This is a genomic window from Pseudoalteromonas sp. M8, from assembly GCF_018141365.1.
Classification (GTDB): Bacteria; Pseudomonadota; Gammaproteobacteria; order Enterobacterales; family Alteromonadaceae; genus Pseudoalteromonas.
Window position 1 is genome coordinate 3762140 of record NZ_CP047240.1, and the last position, 20256, is coordinate 3782395.

A 20256-nucleotide genomic window follows, 5' to 3' on the forward strand; every position below is an offset into this window, starting at 1 on the left:
CAGTCAAGCTTTGCGATTTAACTTCGTAATATCACATTGATAGATGGCTAATTCTTGTTGTTGTCTGTCACTATTATTATCTGTAACGTGTGATTGTGCCGAAATAGCCTGTAAATAGCTGGTCGGAAACTGATGCTCCTTTGCCCCGGCCAACACATGATGTACGTACCAATCGAAAGGTAATTGATGTTCCACAAAGGTGTTAGCAATATAGCACCAGGCCTCCACCATACCGCCACCTTGCCTTTCAACAGGCAAACAATGACAGCTGTATCGCTCCCCTTCAATGTCGTCCAAACGCGCTTTTTCTCGCTCATCCAAGGCATACAAAACGCCATAAACATGGCTATTTGCTTCAGTACTCGGCGTAATACTACACTTGGCTGAACCATCGGTGCTCAACATATCAAAAGTCAGCCGATAGCCATGCAATTTCCCCACTCCAAGTAACTTCGCTTGTGGTAAGCGAGCAAGCAAACGTGCAGTCGACATATTTGAACCAAAGCTAAAGTTAATAATGTTTTTGTCACACATTAGATCACCAATCTTACTGCAAGCAGTAACATGATCACACCGATCCCGCGATCAAACCAATGTCCTGCACGACGAAAAAATTGTCTTACCGTTGTTTTTGATAAAACTAAAGATAAAAACGAAAACCAAGCCCACGTAGCCAATGCCATATAAACACCGTAAAACAACTGCACACTGCTTGGTGTGGTTGGCTCAATCACTAGGGTAAAAAGCGATAAGAAAAACAGCGTTGCTTTAGGATTTAAGGCATTGACCAAAAAACCCCGTTTTAACGCAGTCCAATTAGACTCAGTAACAGCATGTGCAGTGATATTTTCTTGCTCTGAATTGGGTTTTGCATATCGCAACGCTTGCACACCAAGGTAAGCAAGGTAAAGCGCGGCTATATATTTTACTGCTGTGAACAAGGTTTCAGATTGAGATAGCAGTAACGCAACTCCCAATAAGCAATAACTGACATGTACTAAAATACCAAGACCAACCCCAAAACTTGTCCAAAGGGCGTTTGCTCTGCCCTGCTGTACACTTTGTTTAAGCACTATCGCAAAATCGGGACCTGGACTTGCGACAGCAAAAAAATGTGCCAGCGCAATTAAAATAAACTCATCAAGATAAACGAGCATGTGCATGCTCCTGTAAGGCCAGTAAATCACCCCGCTCTGAGTTATCCATTAAGGTATTAATTTGCTTTTTCGCCTTTTTATACTGGCTCACAAGATGTGACTTAAGATGCTTATGACCATCTTTCACCCCTTTAAAATGACATACGAGGGCATGCACAAAAACACTCTGCTGCTCCGTCAGTGCAGCTTTTCGGTTGGCATATTGGTTGTAGCAAGAACCACATCCTCCCCTAAAGTGATATACGGTATTAGACACCATGACTCCAAAGCCAAAAAAGCTCGCCAGCACATCACAAGCCGCGTCTAATTGCGCTTCCCCACCTGGAGGTAACACGCCACGCTGTAAAATTAAAACTTTTGCCATGACACCTGCATAACTGGCAATCAGATCTTGAGGCTGATTTATTTGGTTAGGATTATAAGAAATCAAAATAGGCGCAGCCGATTCAGCGATAACCGCTTGCTCACCGCGCCAACGCCCTGCAATGTTTAGCTTAGTCATGCTGGTCGACGCGAGCATGCGTTCAGGCGCAACCAAAGTGATTGGCCACTGTTGTAACCCCGCGTAGGACTTTACGCGGGAGAAAACCACCGCCGCCATCTCTTCAATACTGGATACCGGCTCAGGAAAACAACTGAGAGTCGGAGTAATGATCTGCGTTTCATTTAAAAAGTACTCGCCATCAAAATGCTCAAATGCCCAGACAAAGGTATCAATTAACCATTGGGTTTCTTCATCGCTAAGCAAAGGTGAGACTTTAAATAAGGACAGCATGCTAATAATTCACTCTTTTCTGGAATAACCCCTGATAAATAGCATAAACTCTGAGCCTAATGCAAAAACATGGAGTTTCACATGCCACACTTTATTCTTGAACACTCAGCTAATTTGCCAATTGAAACCGAGGCGTTAGTATTACAGGTGCAGCAATTTGCCTGTGCAAGTGGCTTGTTTGATCCAACTTCCGTCAAAACCCGTGCTGTTGCTTTTGAGCATTTTCAGTTAGGTGATGGCAAACAAGGGTTTATTCACCTGCAGATCCATATGATGGCTGGTAGAACATTAGAGCAAAAACAAATGCTCACGGAAGGTGCTCTGAAGCTTTTGCTCGCAAAGGTCGGGGAGCATTTTGCGCTCAGTGTCCATTGCTATGATTTATTATCCGATATTTATCGCAAAAACTAATTTATTATTCGAGTTATTTAACTATGAAATTTCCATGTAGATTGGAGAAATTTTTGAGCCACGTTGCAGAGATGCCACGCAGCAAGGTCAAAATTAATATTAAAAAAGGTCTCGTTACCGTCAATGGCAATATCGTCAAAAAAGGCGACATCCAAGTCACCCCAGCAGACCACATTACTTTTGATGGCGAACGCCTAGAGTATTTGGGTTTACGCTACTATATGCTAAACAAACCACAAGGTTATGTATGTGCAAATAGTGATGAATTACACCCAACAGTATTCGATTTAATTGAAGAACCTAACTTAAAAGATTTTCATGTTGCAGGTCGACTGGACATCGATACCACGGGTTTAGTACTGCTCACTAACGATGGTGATTGGTCTCATCAAATCACCTCGCCGAAGAAACAAAAGTTTAAAACCTATGTACTAGAAAGTCGCGACGAACTCACTGAAGAAGCGCTAACACAGCTTGAACAAGGCGTTGAACTACATGGTGAGAAACAAGCAACCCTGCCAGCAAAAGCGGAGCTTATTGATAAATTTGCACTACGCTTATCTATTTGCGAAGGAAAATATCATCAAGTAAAACGCATGCTTGCCGCAGTTGGCAACCAAGTAGTTGAACTTCATAGAGAAAATATTGCAGGGATCGAACTTGATCCAACCCTTGCTGAGGGCGAATACCGCCCATTAACTGATGAAGAAATAAGCATAATTAATGCAAGTTAGTCATCGTCTTTAGGTAGTATGAGTAAATATCATCTCAAAATCGCCTCCTTAGGGCATTAACCTACTTACAACTTCCCCCTAAACATGCTAAATCATGTAGTGAGAGTATTTTTAGGGGGCGATCCTGTGTTTTCTAGTTTCACATTAAAAGCAAAAATAATTACCTTTGCCGCCGCAATATTTGTTTCATTACTTGCCGTTGCCTTTGTAGGTCTTCAAGCTCTGCGCCATGCCAGTGAAAGCGATAATATTGCGCGTATCAACCAATTAATGAAAAGCACCGTTAATATTGTTAAACAGTTTGAGCGCTTTGCAGAGCAAGGGAAACTGACTGAGCAACAAGCAAAAGAGATGGCAATTCAGGTTTTAAGAGAAAATAAATACCATGACTCTGAGTATGTGTATGTTGTTAATGACAAAATGGACTTCGTAGCAACACCTCATGACCCCCAGCTGCATAACACCAGCTTTAATGACTTTGAAGATGCTGACGGCAAAAGCATAGGCAGCATGGTGAAGCGCTTAGTCGGTAACCAATTTGATCGGATCATTACCTACAATTGGACTTCACTGCGAGATGGAGAAGTTGTCGACCTGACTTCAGTGGTACAAAAAACACCAGGGTTTGGCTGGTATGTCGGCACAGGTATTAGCTACAAAGAAGTAAACGATCGTTATTGGGACACCGCAATCTGGTTAGTCGCACTTTCTTTAGCGGTTGCCATTGCATTGACCACCGCACTTGCGCGGTTTGGACTGTCTTTGAATAACAAACTTGGTGCTGAAATCAATGATGTGCTCGAAATCGTAAAACATGTTTCAAGAGGAAACCTAACTACACCTATCAATACTGCTGACTGCCAAGATTATAGTATTCTCGCAGCCATGGACTATATGCAAGGCGGATTAAAAGGAGTAGTTGAAGGGCTTAAAGAAGCAACTAAGGCGCTACAAAACCAAACATCAGACAGTGAGGTACGCTCAGTAGAACTTGAGAATCTAACTCGTAGTTTAAATGCAGAAACTCAAATGGTGGCTTCAGCAATTACCGAACTCACAGCATCAGCACAAACCGTTGTCGAACATGCGGAGCAAGCTGCGGATTCAGTTCAAGAGGCTGAAAAGCAAGGTAATGCTGCCGACAAACTGACAGCTCAAGCAGCAACTGAAATTGCATTATTAGAGCAACAAATTGACAGCGCTGGTAATAATATTCAAGTACTAGATGAAGAAGTATCTAATATCGCTAATGTACTTACCGTTATCCAATCTATCGCCGAGCAAACCAATTTATTAGCCCTCAATGCTGCAATAGAAGCTGCTCGAGCTGGAGAGCAAGGACGAGGCTTTGCTGTCGTAGCGGACGAGGTCAGACAGCTTGCTCAGCGCACTCAAACCAGTACAGAAGAGATCCGTACCATGATCACTAAACTGCAAAGTGCAACTCAAGATGCGAAGGCTTCTGTAAGCTTGAGCATTGCAACAAGCGAAAAAACGGTGAGTATGTCATCTAAGGCATCTCAAGCGCTTGTACAAGTCGCCGATTCTTTAAAATCTATATCGCAGATGAGTCATCAAATAGCTCAAGCAGCCAAAGAACAGTTGGATGCAGGAGAAGATACAGCCAAACGTGTCGTTGTTATCTCTGACACGGCCTCACAGACGGCAAGTGTGTCTGAAAAAGCACATAAAGCGACTGATACAATTAAATCTTTATCTGGAAATCTAGAGATTGAGATGGCCAAATTCAAAGTGTAATAAGTCAACTTTATTCTTATTTTTCATACAATTAGCCAAGTGTAAATTTATTTAAACTGTTAATTGAAAAATTTCTTTAATTTTTCATTCACCTTGTGTTTATTTGGTGTTAAGTTTGTACCCACAGAGAGTTTCAGTTTTAGTAGTCTCAAGAGACTTCTTTGTTTGTTATAATTGCAATAATATATGCAACCTAAAGTTTGAATGCTTGATTGCGTAGAGATCAAGCAAACTTAATAAGGACTATGATAATGCAAAAACTAAATTTGAAAGAATGTAAAAAAGTTTCTGGTGGTGGTATTTGGATGCCAGATGAACCAGCAGCTAACAGTGCTGAAGCTAATGCAAATACCAAATCTAGCAAAGCCAATTAAAGATTATTGTTAGTTATGGAAAGAAAATTCGCACTCGGAGACTTACTACTACCATATGTCTTAGTTGTAGTAGGAGTCTTCATTATACACGATGTTAATTTTCACTTTTTTCTGACGTACACGGCACTTATATCTCTCTGTTTTGGTGTGGGATTACGACTGAAGGATGTGAACATATGTATTCTGTCCATCTTATGCCTGACTCCCTTTGTTCTTGAAACACTCGTGTTTTCAACCGGATTAATTAGCCTATCATCTTCCCCTGAGAATAGATTATTTCAGAATAGTTTGATTTTCGGCATTCACCTAATTATCGAGTTAATAGTGCTCGCCCCACTCACTTACCGGACAGAATTAACCAAAAAACTTTTCCCAAGATATAAAATTAAATACACCTTTGCGGATAATATATTTCCATGGTTGGCTATCTTAGGAGCTTTGTTCACATTCGCTACTATTGTCGAAAATTACCTAAGAAATGGTAAAGGCTATGATGTGACTTTCTTTTTCTACTCTTCCGATATTGCAGGATATATTCTGTACTCAGCAAAATGTGGAATTATGATAGCTTTAACAGCCCTAACATACAAAGAAGAGTACGATTACGCACTCCCAAGCTTGCGCAAGAAACGCTAGTAGTTTTTTGCAAAGTAAGGGTTATTCAATTTGATGCCTTCACCTTCAGGCGGTAACACTAAACGATATTTTTGTTTTAATCGTTTTAATTCACCAGACTCTTTAAGCTTAGCAAGCCCCTCCTCGAGTGCATAAGCAAGTTTTGGCTTGTCTTTATTCACAAAGAAGTAAAAAGCGGTTGAATACTCAAGGTGAAAATCAGGTACGATCATGAGATTTTCGTTATTTTGTGCGATCAATTCTGAATTTGCCTCAATCACCGAGCGTGGAAAATAATCCGCTTTTTTATCCGCGATTAAATTAAACATGGTTTGATAATCGGAAATAGGCCTGACCTTCAGACCGTTATAACTAAGAATTTTAGTATCGGGCCAATCGTGTCCTTGTACCGCGGTAAAGCGCTTTAATTCATCAAGCGAACGAACCGTTTTTATGGCTGGATAAACATCTTTATGAACAATCAGCACGCGTTTACCAATAAGTCCATCATACAGTGGGACTTTAATGGGAATAGCGATTTGCTCGCGTGCGGGGCTGGTCATAGACCAGTGTAAATCAACCTTACCTCGGCTTAGTGCCATTAACGTACGCTGTTGATGAGGATGGATCTTGATGTGTTCGATTTGAGCTGAGTACTTAGCAGCAGCCAGTGCCTTTTCTAGTAATTCATAAAGATAAAGATCGCGATCGTACAAGGTTCGCGCTTCTTTCGCGACATAGATTAACTCGGGGGATTGCGCTGCAATACAAGCACTTTGAAACACCAGAGCAGAGATAATTACACTCGACTTTAACTTCATCGCACAACCCTCTTTTAGGGGAAACAATACTACAATCAAGAGTATTCTTACGGATTGCTATTACTATTGCGTAATTAAAAATATAGTCAACCTGCATTTTCCAATCGTACAGTCGATACTGTCGGCTTGCGACGGTTACATACAAATAAATAGCTATTACGATAGCGCTTTGCTTCTTTCTTAGCATCCGTTGCTAAAGCTGCAACTTGGTGCGAATTGATACAGTGTTGTAAATCTGGTCTCACTAAACCAATCGATAAAGTGAGTAAAGGTACAAATTGCTTTTGCCCTTCACGATTTGTTGCCCAGTAACCGCCAGCACTAACATGCTCGGGAGTAAAAAAGGCTTTTGATTTAAGCTCAAACTGAGTGATGATCTCATGACACAACACTTCTGCATCATTATTATCGAACACCACCATAAAGTCGTCACCCCCGATATGCCCAACAAAACTTGAGCTCTGTACACATACATCAACTGTCACCTCGGCAAGTAGCTTAATCACGCTATCGCCACTGGCATATCCATATAAATCATTAAACTGTTTAAAATGATTAAGGTCGATATATGCAAGAGAAAAGTCATGATGTGAACGTAACCTTTGCTCTATTGCCTCATTTATCGCGACATTGCCCGGCAACATGGTTAATGGATTGGCATGTTGAGCATGACGAATTTTTTCTTCTGTGATGTGCTTGAGTATGTCTCTCAAGGGCGCTAAGCCAAGATAACGACCATCTCTAGTAATAATGATATGACGTCGAATATCAAATTCATGGTCGGTTATTTGCTTACTCACCGTATCAAGCTCTTGCTGCTCATCCACCACTAACGGCTGTTTATCCATCAACTTAATCACTGATTTCTTATCGAAGAGTGCATGGCCATATGGTGCCGCAAAGACCTCAGTCAGTTGATCTCGGTGTAGCAGCCCAACAGGCTCTCTAGCATCATTAACCACTGCAAGGCTGGTTAGCTTGCGATCTTGTTCAAACAGCCTATGAGCATCGATACATTGCGTACATTCATGGATAGCATTGGCCTCTTTGGCAAGCCAACCGATTGCCATCGACTGCTCAAATTGATTGACACTGGAACGAACTTCCGAATGAAGGGATTTTAACAACGCCAGCTCTGTCGGTGGCTTTCGAGTTGGCTTCGCGAGCAGAAAGCCTTGAGCGTTTACAATACCGAGCTGCTCTATCAGCTTTAGCTCCTCCATCCGCTCAATTCCCTCGGCAATTACTTGAGTGCTAGTGGCTTTAGCAAGCTCGATAATAGACTTTAAAAACTCGCGTTTCACCACACTTTGGTCACAATGGTCGATAAAATATCTGTCGACTTTGACGTAGTCAGGGCATAACTCCGACCACTTTCTGAGACCAGAATAACCAGCTCCCAAATCATCAATCGCAATTTGAAACCCAAGTTCACGATAATGGGTAATTGTAGTTAGTAGCAGATTCGCGTCATCTACTTTGTCTTGCTCAGTCACTTCAATGACGACACGCTTGGGATCGAGCCCATACACTTCTGTAAGATGTCTGGTTTCGCCCTTTGGGTGGCTCGGATCAAGTAACGCTTTTGGACTAACGTTTAAAAATAACTTACCAGGAAGGTTGAGTGAAACGAACTGCTTAATAGCAGCTTCACGACAGATAATCTCCAGCTCTGACAAACGCTCCTGCTTACTTGCGATCGCAAAAAGCTTGTCTGGAGATTCCAACAATGAGCCGGACATGCCGCGACTTAATGCTTCAAACCCTAAGATTTGCCGTTTCGCAAGATCGTAGATTGGCTGAAACAGAGTAAATACAGCTTTTTCTTTTATTATTGTATTAAGTACTAACGTGCGCGAAGGATCCACAGCATTAAACTCACTGTAAAAGTATAATCGCGCACGGTAGCAACAGAGTATGACAGATATATGTCAATCGGGTGAAATGTACCCAATTTGCAATTGAATGATTTTCAACCGCTTACTTCAGCGCTCGTTCTACCTGATCAAAGTGTGCAATCACTTCCACAATTTCCATCTCTGCGCTCTTATAGTCTTCAGCGCCACTAAACCCTTTCATCGCAATCGCTTGAACCGTTGCTGGATGCACTAATAAATCTTTTGCATGGTAGCAAACAGGGTCATCAAACTTGGGTAATTTACCATCTGCGTGATAGCCCGTTTCGATCTCTTCAAGTGGTAAAGTAGGAATGATATCCGCAGCCTTATCCAAGGCATCTAGATAAGTCTGGCACTGAGGGTACTTAGCCACAAACTCATTTAGCAAAGTTCTAGAGAGAGCCACAAGATCGGCGGATTGTGTTTCAAGTGCTGCAGCATCTTTCTCGATACGAATATCTGCAAGTAAGGCCTCTGCTTGAACTTTGTATTGTGCTAAAGATGAGGTTGCTTCTGTAGTTACAGATCCGGTTTGTTGCTCAAGCTCAGGTTGCTTAGAACATGCGGCCATTAATGTCAGTGCACCAACCGCCATCGCAAATTTGTACATAAGTATCTCCTTTATTGATAACGATTATCATTATATAGTAATGTAATATTTTAGAAACAATAAAATGACGTTTTACAGGCAACAAAAAAGCGGCCAAAAAGCCGCTTTCGATTATTACATCAAATTCCATGATTAAGGCATAGCGTCTAGGTCTGCACCTTCTTTTTCAACTTCTACCGGGATCAAATCTTCTTTGCTAACGCCCATTGCTACTGCAACTGAGCTCGCTACATAAACAGAAGAATATGTACCGATAAACACACCAAACAGCAAGGCCGTCGCAAAACCATGAATGGTTTGACCACCCCATACGAATAGCGCAATCAAAACGAGAATAGTCGTGATTGAGGTCACTAATGTACGATTAAGCGTTTGTGTCAGTGAAATGTTGATGATCTCTAAGGTGTCATCAATACGTACTTTACGAAAGTTTTCACGAATACGGTCAGACACAACAATAGTATCGTTGAGTGAGTAACCTATTACCGCCAATATTGCCGCCAAAATCGTTAAATCAAATTCCAGACCTAAGATTGAGAACAGACCCATTGTCAGTACAACATCGTGGAAAAGTGCAAATACAGCACCTACTGCAAAGCGCCATTCAAAACGAAAAGCAACGTAAATCAAGATACAGATAAGCGCGGTTAGCATCGCCAAGCCACCCTGCTCTTTGAGATCTTCACCAACACTTGGACCTACGAATTCAATGCGGCGCATCACCACACTTTCATCCGCTTGTTTCAGCGCGGAGATGAGTTGGTTACCTAATACTTCAGCTTTCACGTCGTCCCCACGAGGGGCGAGTCGTACTAATACCTCTTGGCTTGAACCAAAAAGTTGCACAGAGGCATCGGCAAAACCGCTCTCGGCTAATACACTACGTACCTTTGCTAAGTCTGCTGGCTGTGAAAATCCAACTTCAACTGCCGTACCACCGGTAAAATCCAAACCAAAGTTTAGTCCTTTCACCATAAATGAGCCGATTGAAGCCAAGATCAACAATGCCGAGAAAGCCATTGAAAGCTTTCTTGCCGACATAAAACGGATAGTGCCTTTTAAGTTTAATAATTGCATGTCCGTCTCCTAGATTGATAGCTTTGTGATACGTCTGCCACCGATGATGGCATTAATAACTGCACGCGTACCAACAATCGCTGTAAACATCGAGGTAATGATACCGATAGCTAAGGTTACCGCGAAGCCTGCAATTGGGCCTGTACCGACAGAGAATAGGATCACAGCTGCAATTAAAGTGGTGATATTTGCATCAAAAATCGTACTAAATGCACTATCGTAACCATGGTGAACGGCTTGCTGTGGACTGCGACCTTCCGCAATTTCTTCACGAATACGCTCAAAGATAAGTACGTTAGCGTCAACGGCCATACCGACGGTTAATACGATACCGGCAATACCTGGCAGCGTCAGCGTCGCACCTGGGATCATCGACATCACACCCACAATCATGATGAGGTTAGCCGCAAGCGCCAAGTTTGCTACCAGACCAAAGCCTTTGTAGTACAGCAACATAAAGGCAAGAACAAAAGCAAAACCAAGCACAACCGCAGTCATACCCGCTTCGATATTTTCCTGACCAAGGCTTGGACCTACAGTACGTTCTTCAACGATTTGAATTGGCGCAACCAGTGCACCTGCACGTAGTAGCAAGCTTAAGTTATGCGCTTCTGCTGGGCTATCAATACCGGTAATACGGAAAGAGCTGTTTAAACGCGCTTGAATCGTGGCAACGTTAATCACTTCTTCCACTTTGATTGGTGGTAACGCTTTGCCATTTTCATCTTTCTTGCCAGATGGTTTGTATTCGATGAAAACCGTCGCCATACGTTTGCCGATGGCGCGTTTAGTAAAGGCATTCATTTTTGCCCCACCTTTGCTATCAAGTTTGATATTCACCTGAGGGCGCTGATATTCATCCATACCAGATTGCGCACCTGTGATATGCGTACCTTCAAGAATAACGCGCTTTTTAAGCACAACAGGATAGCCATCTTTATGTGGGATCACTTCTGTGCCTGGAGGAATGCGACCTTGTGCTGCTGCACGCACGTCGGCATTTTCGTCTACTTCACGGAACTCAAGCGTCGCCGTGGCACCGAGAATTTCTTTCGCGCGAGCCGTGTCCTGAACACCTGGAAGTTGAACAATTATGCGCTCACCACCTTGACGTTGAACATTTGGTTCAGCAACACCTAGTTGGTTAATACGATTACGAATAATGGTTTCGTTTTGCTTGATAGCGTATTCACGCAGCTCTTTATATTTAAGGTCGCTAAGGCTTGAGAAGAAAGCAAGGCTGTCGCTGCTATCATTGATAAAGTCGTTACCCGGGTAACGCTTTCTCAAGAAGCTCATTGCCGCGTCTTTGTCCTCTTCCGAACGCATCGTTACTTGTACACGTTCACTATTAGAAACCCGACGCACCGAGCGATAACGCAATTTTTCTTCACGTAAATCACTCTTGAAATCTTGCTCCATTTGCTCAAGTGCATTGTCCATCGCCGTGACCATATCCACTTCCATAGTGAAGTGAACACCACCGCTTAAATCTAGACCAAGCTTCATTGGATTTGCACCTAAGTCTTTTAACCACTCAGGTTGTGCCGGAGACATATTGATTGCTGAAATGTAATCATCGCTTAAGCTATTACGCAAAATATCTTGTGCTTTAAGCTGATCTTCAACATTTTTGAAGCGAACAAGGATTTGACCGTCTTCTAACACAGAAGATTTTACGGCAAGGTTGTTCTTTTGTAGGGTTTCGTTAACTTGATCTAATACACTGAGCGTCGCATCAGCACCTTTTGTGCCAGAAACTTGTATGGCCGGATCACGACCATACAAGTTAGGTGTGGCATAAAGAATACCGATAGCCAACACAGCGAGAACAAGTAAGTACTTCCACATTGGAAACTTGTTTAACACTGGGCTATCCCTTTATTGTTATTCTTATAGAGATTTCATTGTACCTTTAGGTAACACAGCTGAAACCGCTGACTTTTGCACTGTTACTTCAGTTTGGTCGTTTAGTGCGATTACAACAAAGTCTTTATCATCAGCAACTTTAGTGATTTTACCCACAAGTCCACCTTGAGTTAGTACTTCGTCACCTTTGCCTAATGCACCCATTAGGTCTTTGTGTTCTTTAACACGCTTAGCTTGTGGACGGTAAATTAAAAAATAAAATACCAGACCAAAAATACCTAACATGATTAGCATTTCCATGCCACCACCAGCAGGTGCAGCTGCTGCGGTGCTAGCATGCGCGTTTGAGATAAAAAAGCTCATTTCACTTCCTCGTTTATAAATTAATTATTTTCTGTCAAACCAACGTCAGCCAACTCTGGCACCGCAATGCCACGGCGCGCATAAAAGTCTTCGACAAATTCATCAAATGTACCTTCAGATAAGGCGTTTCTCATTCCTTCCATCAGACGTTGATAATAACGTAAGTTATGGATGGTATTGAGTCGAGCGCCTAGAATTTCATTACACTTATCTAGGTGATGTAAGTACGCTCGAGAGTAATTCTTACAAGTGTGGCAATCACACTCCGCATCTAGTGGGCTAGTATCTGTTTTGTGTGCTGCATTGCGGATTTTTACCACGCCACCTGTCACAAATAAGTGACCATTACGAGCGTTACGCGTTGGCATTACACAGTCAAACATGTCGATACCGCGACGTACCGCTTCAACCAAATCTTCTGGTTTACCAACGCCCATTAAGTAACGTGGCTTGTTTTCTGGCATTTTATAGGCACATTGGTCAAGAATATTGATCATGTCTTCTTTTGGCTCACCAACTGATAAACCACCAAGTGCATAACCATCAAAACCGATTTCTTCTAAGCCCTTTTGCGACTCGGCACGAAGCTCTGGGTACATACCGCCCTGAATAATGCCGAATAGCGCTGAAGGATTATCAGCATGTGCATCTTTGGAGCGCTTAGCCCAACGTAAGCTTAGCTCCATCGAGTCTTTTGCTTCTTTTTCTGTCGCTGGATACGGCGTACATTCGTCAAAAATCATGACGATATCTGACCCTAAGTCGCGCTGTACTTCCATCGCTTTTTCTGGAGACAACATGATTTTCTCACCATTAACTGGTGACTTGAACAACACACCTTCTTCCGAAATTTTACGCATTGCACCAAGACTAAATACTTGGAAGCCGCCTGAATCGGTCAGAATCGGTTTATCCCAGTTCATAAAATCATGCAGATCGCCGTGCTGCTTGATGATCTCAGTGCCAGGTCTTAGCATCAAATGGAAGGTATTTCCTAAACAGATATGTGCGCCCGTTTCTTTGAGCTCATCAGGGGTCATGCCTTTTACTGTGCCGTAAGTACCAACAGGCATAAATGCAGGCGTTTCTACCACACCACGGTCAAAAATCAAGCGACCTCGGCGAGCCTTACCCTGTTTGCTATCTAATTCAAATTTCATTGTTACCTCGTTGTCGGAAAAACAGTCCAACCTTGACTAAAAAACGTGCTAAGCCAATGCTTAGGGCAGTGATCTTTCGATTCTACCAAGATTACTAGCGCAATTCTAATATTGGGATAAAAAACACAAAGTCCATATCGAGCTTGCAACTTTACAGCCATAAAACGCAAAATGCCCAGCAACACTGGGCATTTTAATAGTTGTATGGCGTGAGTTACTTATCTTGCTTTTGCAAGAACATCGCATCACCGTAACTAAAGAAGCGGTATTTCTGTTCAATGGCGGTTTGGTAAGCCTTCATAATATGCTGTTGCCCTGCAAACGCACTCACTAACATGATTAGCGTTGATTCTGGTAAGTGAAAGTTAGTCACCATTGCATCTACCACGTTAAAACGGTAGCCCGGATAAATAAAAATATCGGTATCGCCGTAAAGTGGAGCAATTTCACCGCCGTTTGCTTTAGCCGCAGACTCAAGTGAGCGCACCGACGTAGTACCTACCGCGATGACGCGTCCTCCTCTGGCTTTTGCCGCTTTGATTGCCTCCACGACTTCTGCTGAGACCTCGATATATTCTGAGTGCATAACATGCTCTTCCACCGAATCGACTCGCACCGGCTGGAACGTACCTGCGCCCACGTGTAAAGTAACAAAGGCCATCTCAACACCTTTGTCTTTTAGCTTAGCCATCAATTCATCATCAAAGTGCAGTCCGGCGGTAGGTGCAGCGACTGCGCCTGGTTTCTCACCATACACAGTCTGATAACGCTCTTTATCTTCTTCATCATCCGGTCTGTCGATATAAGGAGGTAAAGGCATATGGCCAATTTTATCTAAAATAGCCAATACATTTTCTTCGCCCTCGAATCTCAACTCAAATAATTCACCGTGGCGCTGAACCATTTCTGCGGTTGCTTGGCCTTCAAGCTCAATTTTAGTACCAGGTTTTGGCGACTTGCTCGCTCTTACATGAGCAAGCACAGTCCGCTCATCTACAACGCGCTCAACCAGTACTTCTAGTTTTCCACCACTGGCTTTTTGACCAAACATACGCGCAGGAATAACTTTAGTGTTATTAAAGATAATTAAGTCTTCTGGATTAATGAGTGCCAAAATATCTCTAAATACTTTGTGTTCTATTTCACCACTATTGCCATTTAAGGTAAGAAGACGACTGCTAGAGCGTTCCTTCATTGGGTGTCTGGCAATCAACTCATCAGGAAGATCAAAACTAAAGTCTGCTACGCGCATGGAAAGGCCTCATTTCTAAAAGTGCGCCAAGTCTAGTGCGGTGTTTTGGCGAAATCAAGTGCTTGTAACCTTGCGTAAATACCTTTAACCTAGCGAGTCTAAAACGGTAATCACCATGTAAAATTTTGTACGGTGTGCACCTTTGTTTAGTACGTTCTTTATTCTTTACGTTTAAACAATAACTTATCGCTATCGGCTATGATTACCGAGCAAAGTTCGTGTCACTGTTTGATTATTATCAAGCAGCGGTTAAGTACGATTTGCTAACTTTAAGACAAGCCCAATGATTGTGTCGCAGTATCTGGTGAGGTTTTTTTATTGTGTCTAGACAACTAACGTTGCTCATTGTTAACGCCAGTGCTCACGAGCGTCAAACCTTGACTAAAACTCTTAGTGCATTAGATGTCTTTACTATCATTGCCAAATCCGACTCTCAAGATGCCCTAAGCTTACTAAAGACGCAAGCTGTAGATCTAGTGATCACCGGCTTGGATGTTGGCAAAATTGACGGCTGGCGATTCTCGCGCATGATCCGCTCAGGTCTGCTGGCAACGCCCAAAAATACACCCATCGTACTTATTCCACCGACTTATTGTGAACGAATAGCCGAAACCACCGCTCGTAGCTACAGTATTGATGCCGTGCTGCCATTTGAACGTCAAGACATGTTGCCGCAAATTTTGGCCAATGTGTTGTCAACGCATTTAGATAAAAGCAGCCGCCTCAACTTGCTCTTGTTAGAGCCCAACCAACAACGTGCGCAAAAAATATGTGAGCACCTATCGCACAATTTCGTTTGCACACATGTAAGCTCGGCGGCCAGCGCTTTATCACTATTTCTACAAGATCATTACGCCATTGTTTTAATGGACACTACGTCTGATTTATCAGGTTCCGCAGAAAGCTTAGTCGAAAGTATTCTCAAACATCGTCCAAGCCAAGCCATTGTAACCATTATTGACAAACGCGATGCCGACCATGCCGAACAACTATTATTGTTAGGTGTTACCGACTTTGTTCGAGCACCATACGATATGCCCTTTTTAAGCAAAGTATGCGACCATGCAGCGCGGCGAGAAGATTTTATGGTGAGCTATGCCGAGTTTGCTAATAAAGTCGAGCAACTCAGTCGCAGTGAAAGTCGCTATAAAGATTTGTTTTCTGCACACCAACGGATTTTACTCCACCTGAGAACAGTTGTCGTTGAATTGGAATTGGAAGGCGCGATCCGCTTTATAAACCCAGCATGGGAATACCTCTCAGGCTTTGGTATTAAGTCAAGCCTCAATACCCAGCTCCGCGATTATATTGCCAAAGATGAATTGCCGACCTTCAACAAAGTCATTCAAGAAATTCAAAATGGAGTCAGGCAACATGCGCAATTAGAGCTGCAACTCTGCCACAAAGCAGGACATCTAGTGTGGGTCGAGTGTCGCCTACAACTTATCAAGAATACCTCAAGTTCGGTCGCAATAACTGCAACACTCGATAATATTCACGAACGCAAGCAAGCTGAGCTGCAACTCAGACACTTAGCATTGCATGATACGCTTACCGGCTTACACAACCGCTACTACTTCGACCAACAACTGAATCAGCTGTGCAATGAAGTAAAGTCTGCACAAGAGATAGAACATGCACTAATTTACATCGACTTAGATCACTTTAAGATCATCAATGACAGTAAAGGCCATCAGCAAGGAGATATTGTACTCAAAGAAGTATCTGAGTTGTTTGGTGACAAAATAGGTGAAGAGCATCTCACTTTCCGTATTGGTGGAGACGAATTTGCTGTACTGCTTAAGCACACCAATTTACTTGATGCTCATATGTGCGCTGAAAGCATTTGCATGGCTATCGAAGAACATAAATTTCACTTTGAAAATAATGCATACTCTCTCAGTTGTTCTATCGGGTTAACGCAAATTACCAATGAAAATGCGGATCCCAGCGAGTGTTTGAAACAAGCTGACATAGCCCTTTATATCGCCAAGAATCTCGGCCGCAACTTGGTTCATTGTTATAATAAAGAAGATGAACAAAACCAAACACTGCAAACCGGTTTAGAATGGGGCCATAGTGTTAGGCAAGCGCTTCAGAACGACAGCATAGAACTCCACTATCAACCGATCTGGGATTTCAAAAAACAACAAATAGCCTATTACGAAGCACTGCTTAGATTAAAGATTAACGGTGAGACAGTTTACCCAAATCAGTTTATTCCTGCATTAGAGCTACTTAATGATACATTTTTGATGGATCAATGTGTGATCAGAACTGCCATTAAAGCACTGGCTGAACATGAGATTTTGAGCCAAGTGGCGATTAATTTATCTGCTCATTCATTTTTAGATGAACGACTGCAACCCCACATTCAGGCTTGTTTAAAAGAGCATCAAGTTTCAGCTAATCGCGTTATTTTTGAAATCACAGAATCTGCCAGTATCAATAACCTTAACGCAACCCAGACAATGATTAAAAATCTGAACGATCTTGGCTGCCATTTCGCTATTGATGATTTCGGGACAGGCTTCAGCACTTTTAGCTACCTAAAACAGCTACCCGCACAGCATGTTAAAATAGATGGCTCCTTTGTTCGAGACATGCTCAACGACCCAATTGACCTGGCGCTGGTCAAAGCTGTAAACGATATTAGTCACTCGTTAGATAAGTGTTCAGTTGCCGAATATGTCGAAAACAAAGAAATATTTCAACAACTTAAGGAAATAGGTGTGGACTATGGACAGGGTTACTTTATCTCTAGACCGCTCCCTATTGAACAACTAGCGAGCAGTGCAAAAACTATTTTATCTCTAAAAACAGCGTAGTAACATTTTTATACTAAAGGTTACTTTTACTTCTTGCAAAGTCCACTATAATTAAAGATACCAGTTTAAAATGTCACCAAATTTTAAGGTAACACCTTAATTTTATAGACATTCAAAGGATTGAGTTACATCTTGCTATGGACTTCAAGGGGTAAATTATGCTGTCATTATCACTGTTTTTACTACTTGCAAACTTGCTCATTGCTTATCAATGTTACCGCTATGCCAACACAAAAGGATATCCGGTAAAATTGTTCACAGGGCTCGGTTTGCTACCCTACTTTAATCTAGTGGTTTGGGTTTACTTACTCTTTTTACCAAATTTAACTACTGCAAAAAACATCGAGCAGGCTTAATAGCTCCTTTTTAAAACAAAACAGCATGCAGCCATGCTGTTTTTTGTGTTGTCATTTTCTTGCCCCCAAGTTCGAAGAAGGCGCTTTTTATCCCAAAATTAGGCTAACTAAAAGCGATAGCTAGTTACTATCTCGGCAAGCTGCTTAGCCGTTTTCTCACCTTTTACACATTGCTGCACCAAGGATTTTGGATAAACAAACACCTGTTTATTGTTTGGGTTGCTGAGTTCATTGTAAATAAAGCTTATATGCTCATCTCTAGGTAAACTTCTTAAACCTGCACCATAGTCACATAAACTTCGGGCTAAGCTGGTTACTAGCATTTTTTCAAGCGCCTGCTGCTTTTCTGCTTTCTCTTTCGCTCGTTTGACCCGAGAAGCTTCAAGACTTGCTTTCAGCTTATCCTTAAGCTCTTTTAATTCCGAATCCTTAAGTGAAAGCTTTTCTATGCGTTTCTCAACTTCTCTCAATGACTCCGTAAATTCTTTTACTTGATCCTCACTTTCGTGCCTTTTCGCAAACTCCAGCTCCGCTTTTTGGCGTTCAAGTTCCCTCAATTGAATTCTATTCTCTCTTTCTTGCTCTACGGCTTCGCGGACCTTCTCGGCTCCTGCTCTCACTTTCTCAGCTGCATCCGAATAAGCTTGAGAAAAAGCTTCAGCTATCGGCTGTGAAATCTCAATCTCCGCGATGTCCATATCAAATTCCGGCAGTTCAAACTCCCCTATTGCAGCCACATCATCGAGATTATCGATATGAGAGATCCACTCTAAACGGTGCCGGCGTTTTAATGCCAGTTCAAACACAACTCCCTGATCTTTTAAATAATAGCCAGAAACACTACGAACTTGATCTTGTGTATCATGCTGTAGTGCACTCATTAATACCCGCTCAAAAATAGCAACCTCACGCTTTAGCGCTTCATCAACAACTTGGGCCTGAGCAAAGCTTGTAGCAATGGCTGCGACAGCGCCAAAACAAAGTGGAATTAACTTCATGGTTTACCTCGATACTGTGCTAAATTTTGTGTCGGTGTTTGCTCTACTTGCTCTGCCAATTCATTCAATTGCAGCCTAAGTAGGGCTTGATCTTGCGCTCTTTGTGCTTGGATCAGATCAACGAGATTATTCATTGCCAAACTGCGCTCTTTACGATTTTGTTCAACCACTTGCGTTGCTAACTTGGCAAGCGTAGCTTGATCTATTGGCTTAGTCTCATCAAGTTTTGCAAGCATGGCCTGCATAGCGCTTTGCTGCTGTGCCAGTTGTGTTTGTTGAGCACTCAACTGTTGATGTAAGCCTAAGTTCTGTAGCCAAAGTCCTGACACACCAAGCCCAACGACCAGCCAAGCTGCGACGGCAGCCACTGGCCAAGCGCGAGTTTGATGCTGCAAAGTGAGCTGTGGGGGTGGCGCTTGCTCTTCGAAGCTAGCAGCTCGCTGTTGCCAAGTAATAGCAGCACTCATCATTTCTCGATATTCACTATCTGCCTGAAGTTCGGCCAACTCTGCCTCAGACAGCACTTTGCCATCTAACCACTGCTCAAATAAGTGTGCTAATTTAGCCATGATTTTGCACCTCTAGTTGCCCTTTCATCTTACCTAACGCACTGTATAGCCTAGCCTTCACCGTATTACTTGATAACTCAAGCTGCAGCGCAATTTCATCAAAGGTGTAATGCTGGAAAAACTTTAGCTCCACGACAATGCGCTGCTCAAATGGTAGTTGTTTCAGCGCGATATATATCTCTTCATTACTTTGTTGTTGCGCTATTTTGCTGTCAGGTCCGTGTTGCGGCGTCTCAGGTTCTTTACCTTCAATCGATTCAAACTTATGTTTTCGCATGTGATCCACTATCCTTGCATGGGTGATTTTAAATACCCAAGTCGAGAACTTAGCATCACCATTAAAGGTATGCAGATTTCGATACATACTTAAAAATACATCTTGAGCTATATCTAGCGCGTCTTGCGGGTTACCAACCAGCCTCAAGCATTGGTTATACACACGGCTATGATGCTGGGCGCAAAGCTTTGACCATGCTCTTTGATTACCTTGCAGTGCTCTTTTTATTAATTGTTTTTCGCTATTAAAAAACACGCAGTTCACTCATCCAATCTTCTCACTAACTATTAATCGTAGCGGCTGCAAAAAAAGTTGTTCAGACGGGAAAGTTTTTTGAAAAAAAAAGCACCGAGG

General features: G+C 42.5%; 20 protein-coding genes. 6 read left to right on the forward strand and 14 right to left on the reverse strand.

Features of this window, described 5'->3' with window-relative positions:
• Positions 1 to 3 precede the first annotated feature (3 nt).
• Genes GSF13_RS21785 through GSF13_RS21795 form a run of 3 tightly spaced genes read right to left on the reverse strand, consistent with a single transcriptional unit; the run spans position 4 to position 1932 of the window.
• Positions 4 to 534, reverse strand: coding sequence for a gamma-glutamylcyclotransferase family protein (locus GSF13_RS21785; RefSeq protein WP_211867085.1), 531 nt, complete (start codon positions 532 to 534; stop codon positions 4 to 6).
• The gene (locus tag GSF13_RS21790; protein WP_010607178.1) at positions 534 to 1157 is read right to left on the reverse strand and encodes a LysE family transporter; all 624 of its coding nucleotides are present in this window, start codon (positions 1155 to 1157) and stop codon (positions 534 to 536) included. Before GSF13_RS21790 ends, GSF13_RS21785 begins: the two co-directional genes overlap by 1 nt.
• Positions 1141 to 1932, reverse strand: a complete 792-nt coding sequence (locus tag GSF13_RS21795; protein WP_211867087.1) for a hypothetical protein — start codon at positions 1930 to 1932, stop codon at positions 1141 to 1143. Before GSF13_RS21795 ends, GSF13_RS21790 begins: the two co-directional genes overlap by 17 nt.
• Positions 1933 to 2013: 81 nt before the next feature.
• Between GSF13_RS21795 and GSF13_RS21800 the strand changes: the two genes are divergently transcribed.
• The 4 genes from GSF13_RS21800 (at position 2014) to GSF13_RS24955 (ending at position 5209) form a co-directional block, all read left to right on the forward strand.
• The gene (locus GSF13_RS21800) at positions 2014 to 2343 is read left to right on the forward strand and encodes a 5-carboxymethyl-2-hydroxymuconate Delta-isomerase (RefSeq protein WP_211867089.1); all 330 of its coding nucleotides are present in this window, start codon (positions 2014 to 2016) and stop codon (positions 2341 to 2343) included.
• 23 nt (positions 2344 to 2366) lie between these two features.
• Complete coding sequence (gene rsuA, locus GSF13_RS21805) at positions 2367 to 3077, forward strand: 16S rRNA pseudouridine(516) synthase RsuA (protein WP_174170605.1); 711 nt, start codon at positions 2367 to 2369, stop codon at positions 3075 to 3077.
• Positions 3078 to 3203: 126 nt separating this feature from the next.
• On the forward strand, positions 3204 to 4835 hold the full coding sequence (locus GSF13_RS21810; protein WP_010607174.1) for a methyl-accepting chemotaxis protein: 1632 nt from the start codon (positions 3204 to 3206) through the stop codon (positions 4833 to 4835).
• A gap of 251 nt (positions 4836 to 5086) precedes the next feature.
• A complete protein-coding gene (locus tag GSF13_RS24955) occupies positions 5087 to 5209 on the forward strand; it encodes a hypothetical protein (RefSeq protein WP_264484056.1) in 123 nt (40 codons plus the stop codon).
• 632 nt (positions 5210 to 5841) lie between these two features.
• On the opposite strand, the gene GSF13_RS21815 is transcribed toward GSF13_RS24955, so the two are convergent.
• The 8 genes from GSF13_RS21815 to queA all read right to left on the reverse strand — a co-directional run bounded on the left by GSF13_RS21815 (position 5842) and on the right by queA (position 14874).
• Positions 5842 to 6645, reverse strand: coding sequence for a transporter substrate-binding domain-containing protein (locus tag GSF13_RS21815; protein WP_211867091.1), 804 nt, complete (start codon positions 6643 to 6645; stop codon positions 5842 to 5844).
• A gap of 86 nt (positions 6646 to 6731) precedes the next feature.
• A complete protein-coding gene (locus GSF13_RS21820; protein WP_010607171.1) occupies positions 6732 to 8513 on the reverse strand; it encodes a bifunctional diguanylate cyclase/phosphodiesterase in 1782 nt (593 codons plus the stop codon).
• Positions 8514 to 8625: 112 nt separating this feature from the next.
• A complete protein-coding gene (locus GSF13_RS21825) occupies positions 8626 to 9153 on the reverse strand; it encodes a hypothetical protein (protein WP_010607170.1) in 528 nt (175 codons plus the stop codon).
• Between the two features lie 132 nt (positions 9154 to 9285).
• The gene (gene secF, locus GSF13_RS21830; RefSeq protein ID WP_010607169.1) at positions 9286 to 10230 is read right to left on the reverse strand and encodes a protein translocase subunit SecF; all 945 of its coding nucleotides are present in this window, start codon (positions 10228 to 10230) and stop codon (positions 9286 to 9288) included.
• A 9-nt stretch (positions 10231 to 10239) separates the two neighbouring features.
• On the reverse strand, positions 10240 to 12099 hold the full coding sequence (gene secD, locus GSF13_RS21835; protein ID WP_010607168.1) for a protein translocase subunit SecD: 1860 nt from the start codon (positions 12097 to 12099) through the stop codon (positions 10240 to 10242).
• A 24-nt stretch (positions 12100 to 12123) separates the two neighbouring features.
• Complete coding sequence (yajC, locus tag GSF13_RS21840; RefSeq protein WP_010374166.1) at positions 12124 to 12462, reverse strand: preprotein translocase subunit YajC; 339 nt, start codon at positions 12460 to 12462, stop codon at positions 12124 to 12126.
• Positions 12463 to 12482: 20 nt separating this feature from the next.
• Positions 12483 to 13622 carry a tRNA guanosine(34) transglycosylase Tgt gene (gene tgt, locus GSF13_RS21845; RefSeq protein WP_010374167.1) on the reverse strand — a complete coding sequence of 380 codons (1140 nt, stop codon included), beginning with the start codon at positions 13620 to 13622 and terminating at the stop codon, positions 12483 to 12485.
• A gap of 214 nt (positions 13623 to 13836) precedes the next feature.
• Positions 13837 to 14874 carry a tRNA preQ1(34) S-adenosylmethionine ribosyltransferase-isomerase QueA gene (gene queA / locus GSF13_RS21850; protein ID WP_010607167.1) on the reverse strand — a complete coding sequence of 346 codons (1038 nt, stop codon included), beginning with the start codon at positions 14872 to 14874 and terminating at the stop codon, positions 13837 to 13839.
• Between the two features lie 320 nt (positions 14875 to 15194).
• Between queA and GSF13_RS21855 the strand changes: the two genes are divergently transcribed.
• On the forward strand, positions 15195 to 17702 hold the full coding sequence (locus tag GSF13_RS21855; protein WP_174170601.1) for an EAL domain-containing protein: 2508 nt from the start codon (positions 15195 to 15197) through the stop codon (positions 17700 to 17702).
• Positions 17703 to 17860: 158 nt separating this feature from the next.
• A complete protein-coding gene (locus GSF13_RS21860; RefSeq protein WP_010607165.1) occupies positions 17861 to 18058 on the forward strand; it encodes a hypothetical protein in 198 nt (65 codons plus the stop codon).
• A 107-nt stretch (positions 18059 to 18165) separates the two neighbouring features.
• Here GSF13_RS21860 and GSF13_RS21865 read toward each other — a convergent pair whose 3' ends face one another.
• The 3 genes from GSF13_RS21865 to GSF13_RS21875 are packed head-to-tail and all read right to left on the reverse strand — an operon-like array spanning position 18166 to position 20157.
• Complete coding sequence (locus tag GSF13_RS21865; protein ID WP_206473670.1) at positions 18166 to 19056, reverse strand: hypothetical protein; 891 nt, start codon at positions 19054 to 19056, stop codon at positions 18166 to 18168.
• Positions 19053 to 19625 (reverse strand): hypothetical protein, encoded by a 573-nt coding sequence (locus GSF13_RS21870; RefSeq protein WP_045962626.1) that lies wholly within the window; start codon positions 19623 to 19625, stop codon positions 19053 to 19055. The genes GSF13_RS21865 and GSF13_RS21870 overlap by 4 nt, the downstream gene beginning before the upstream one ends.
• On the reverse strand, positions 19618 to 20157 hold the full coding sequence (locus GSF13_RS21875) for an RNA polymerase sigma factor (RefSeq protein WP_010607162.1): 540 nt from the start codon (positions 20155 to 20157) through the stop codon (positions 19618 to 19620). Before GSF13_RS21875 ends, GSF13_RS21870 begins: the two co-directional genes overlap by 8 nt.
• Positions 20158 to 20256: the final 99 nt, after the last annotated feature.

Coding starts and splice junctions, on each gene's coding strand:
- GSF13_RS21785 (WP_211867085.1), bottom strand. CDS start 534: ATGTGTGACAAAAACATTATTAACTTTAGCTTTGGTTCAAATATGTCG.
- GSF13_RS21790 (WP_010607178.1), bottom strand. CDS start 1,157: ATGCTCGTTTATCTTGATGAGTTTATTTTAATTGCGCTGGCACATTTT.
- GSF13_RS21795 (WP_211867087.1), bottom strand. CDS start 1,932: ATGCTGTCCTTATTTAAAGTCTCACCTTTGCTTAGCGATGAAGAAACC.
- GSF13_RS21800 (WP_211867089.1), top strand. CDS start 2,014: ATGCCACACTTTATTCTTGAACACTCAGCTAATTTGCCAATTGAAACC.
- rsuA (WP_174170605.1), top strand. CDS start 2,367: ATGAAATTTCCATGTAGATTGGAGAAATTTTTGAGCCACGTTGCAGAG.
- GSF13_RS24955 (WP_264484056.1), top strand. CDS start 5,087: ATGCAAAAACTAAATTTGAAAGAATGTAAAAAAGTTTCTGGTGGTGGT.
- GSF13_RS21815 (WP_211867091.1), bottom strand. CDS start 6,645: ATGAAGTTAAAGTCGAGTGTAATTATCTCTGCTCTGGTGTTTCAAAGT.
- GSF13_RS21825 (WP_010607170.1), bottom strand. CDS start 9,153: ATGTACAAATTTGCGATGGCGGTTGGTGCACTGACATTAATGGCCGCA.
- secF (WP_010607169.1), bottom strand. CDS start 10,230: ATGCAATTATTAAACTTAAAAGGCACTATCCGTTTTATGTCGGCAAGA.
- yajC (WP_010374166.1), bottom strand. CDS start 12,462: ATGAGCTTTTTTATCTCAAACGCGCATGCTAGCACCGCAGCAGCTGCA.
- tgt (WP_010374167.1), bottom strand. CDS start 13,622: ATGAAATTTGAATTAGATAGCAAACAGGGTAAGGCTCGCCGAGGTCGC.
- queA (WP_010607167.1), bottom strand. CDS start 14,874: ATGCGCGTAGCAGACTTTAGTTTTGATCTTCCTGATGAGTTGATTGCC.
- GSF13_RS21860 (WP_010607165.1), top strand. CDS start 17,861: ATGCTGTCATTATCACTGTTTTTACTACTTGCAAACTTGCTCATTGCT.
- GSF13_RS21865 (WP_206473670.1), bottom strand. CDS start 19,056: ATGAAGTTAATTCCACTTTGTTTTGGCGCTGTCGCAGCCATTGCTACA.
- GSF13_RS21870 (WP_045962626.1), bottom strand. CDS start 19,625: ATGGCTAAATTAGCACACTTATTTGAGCAGTGGTTAGATGGCAAAGTG.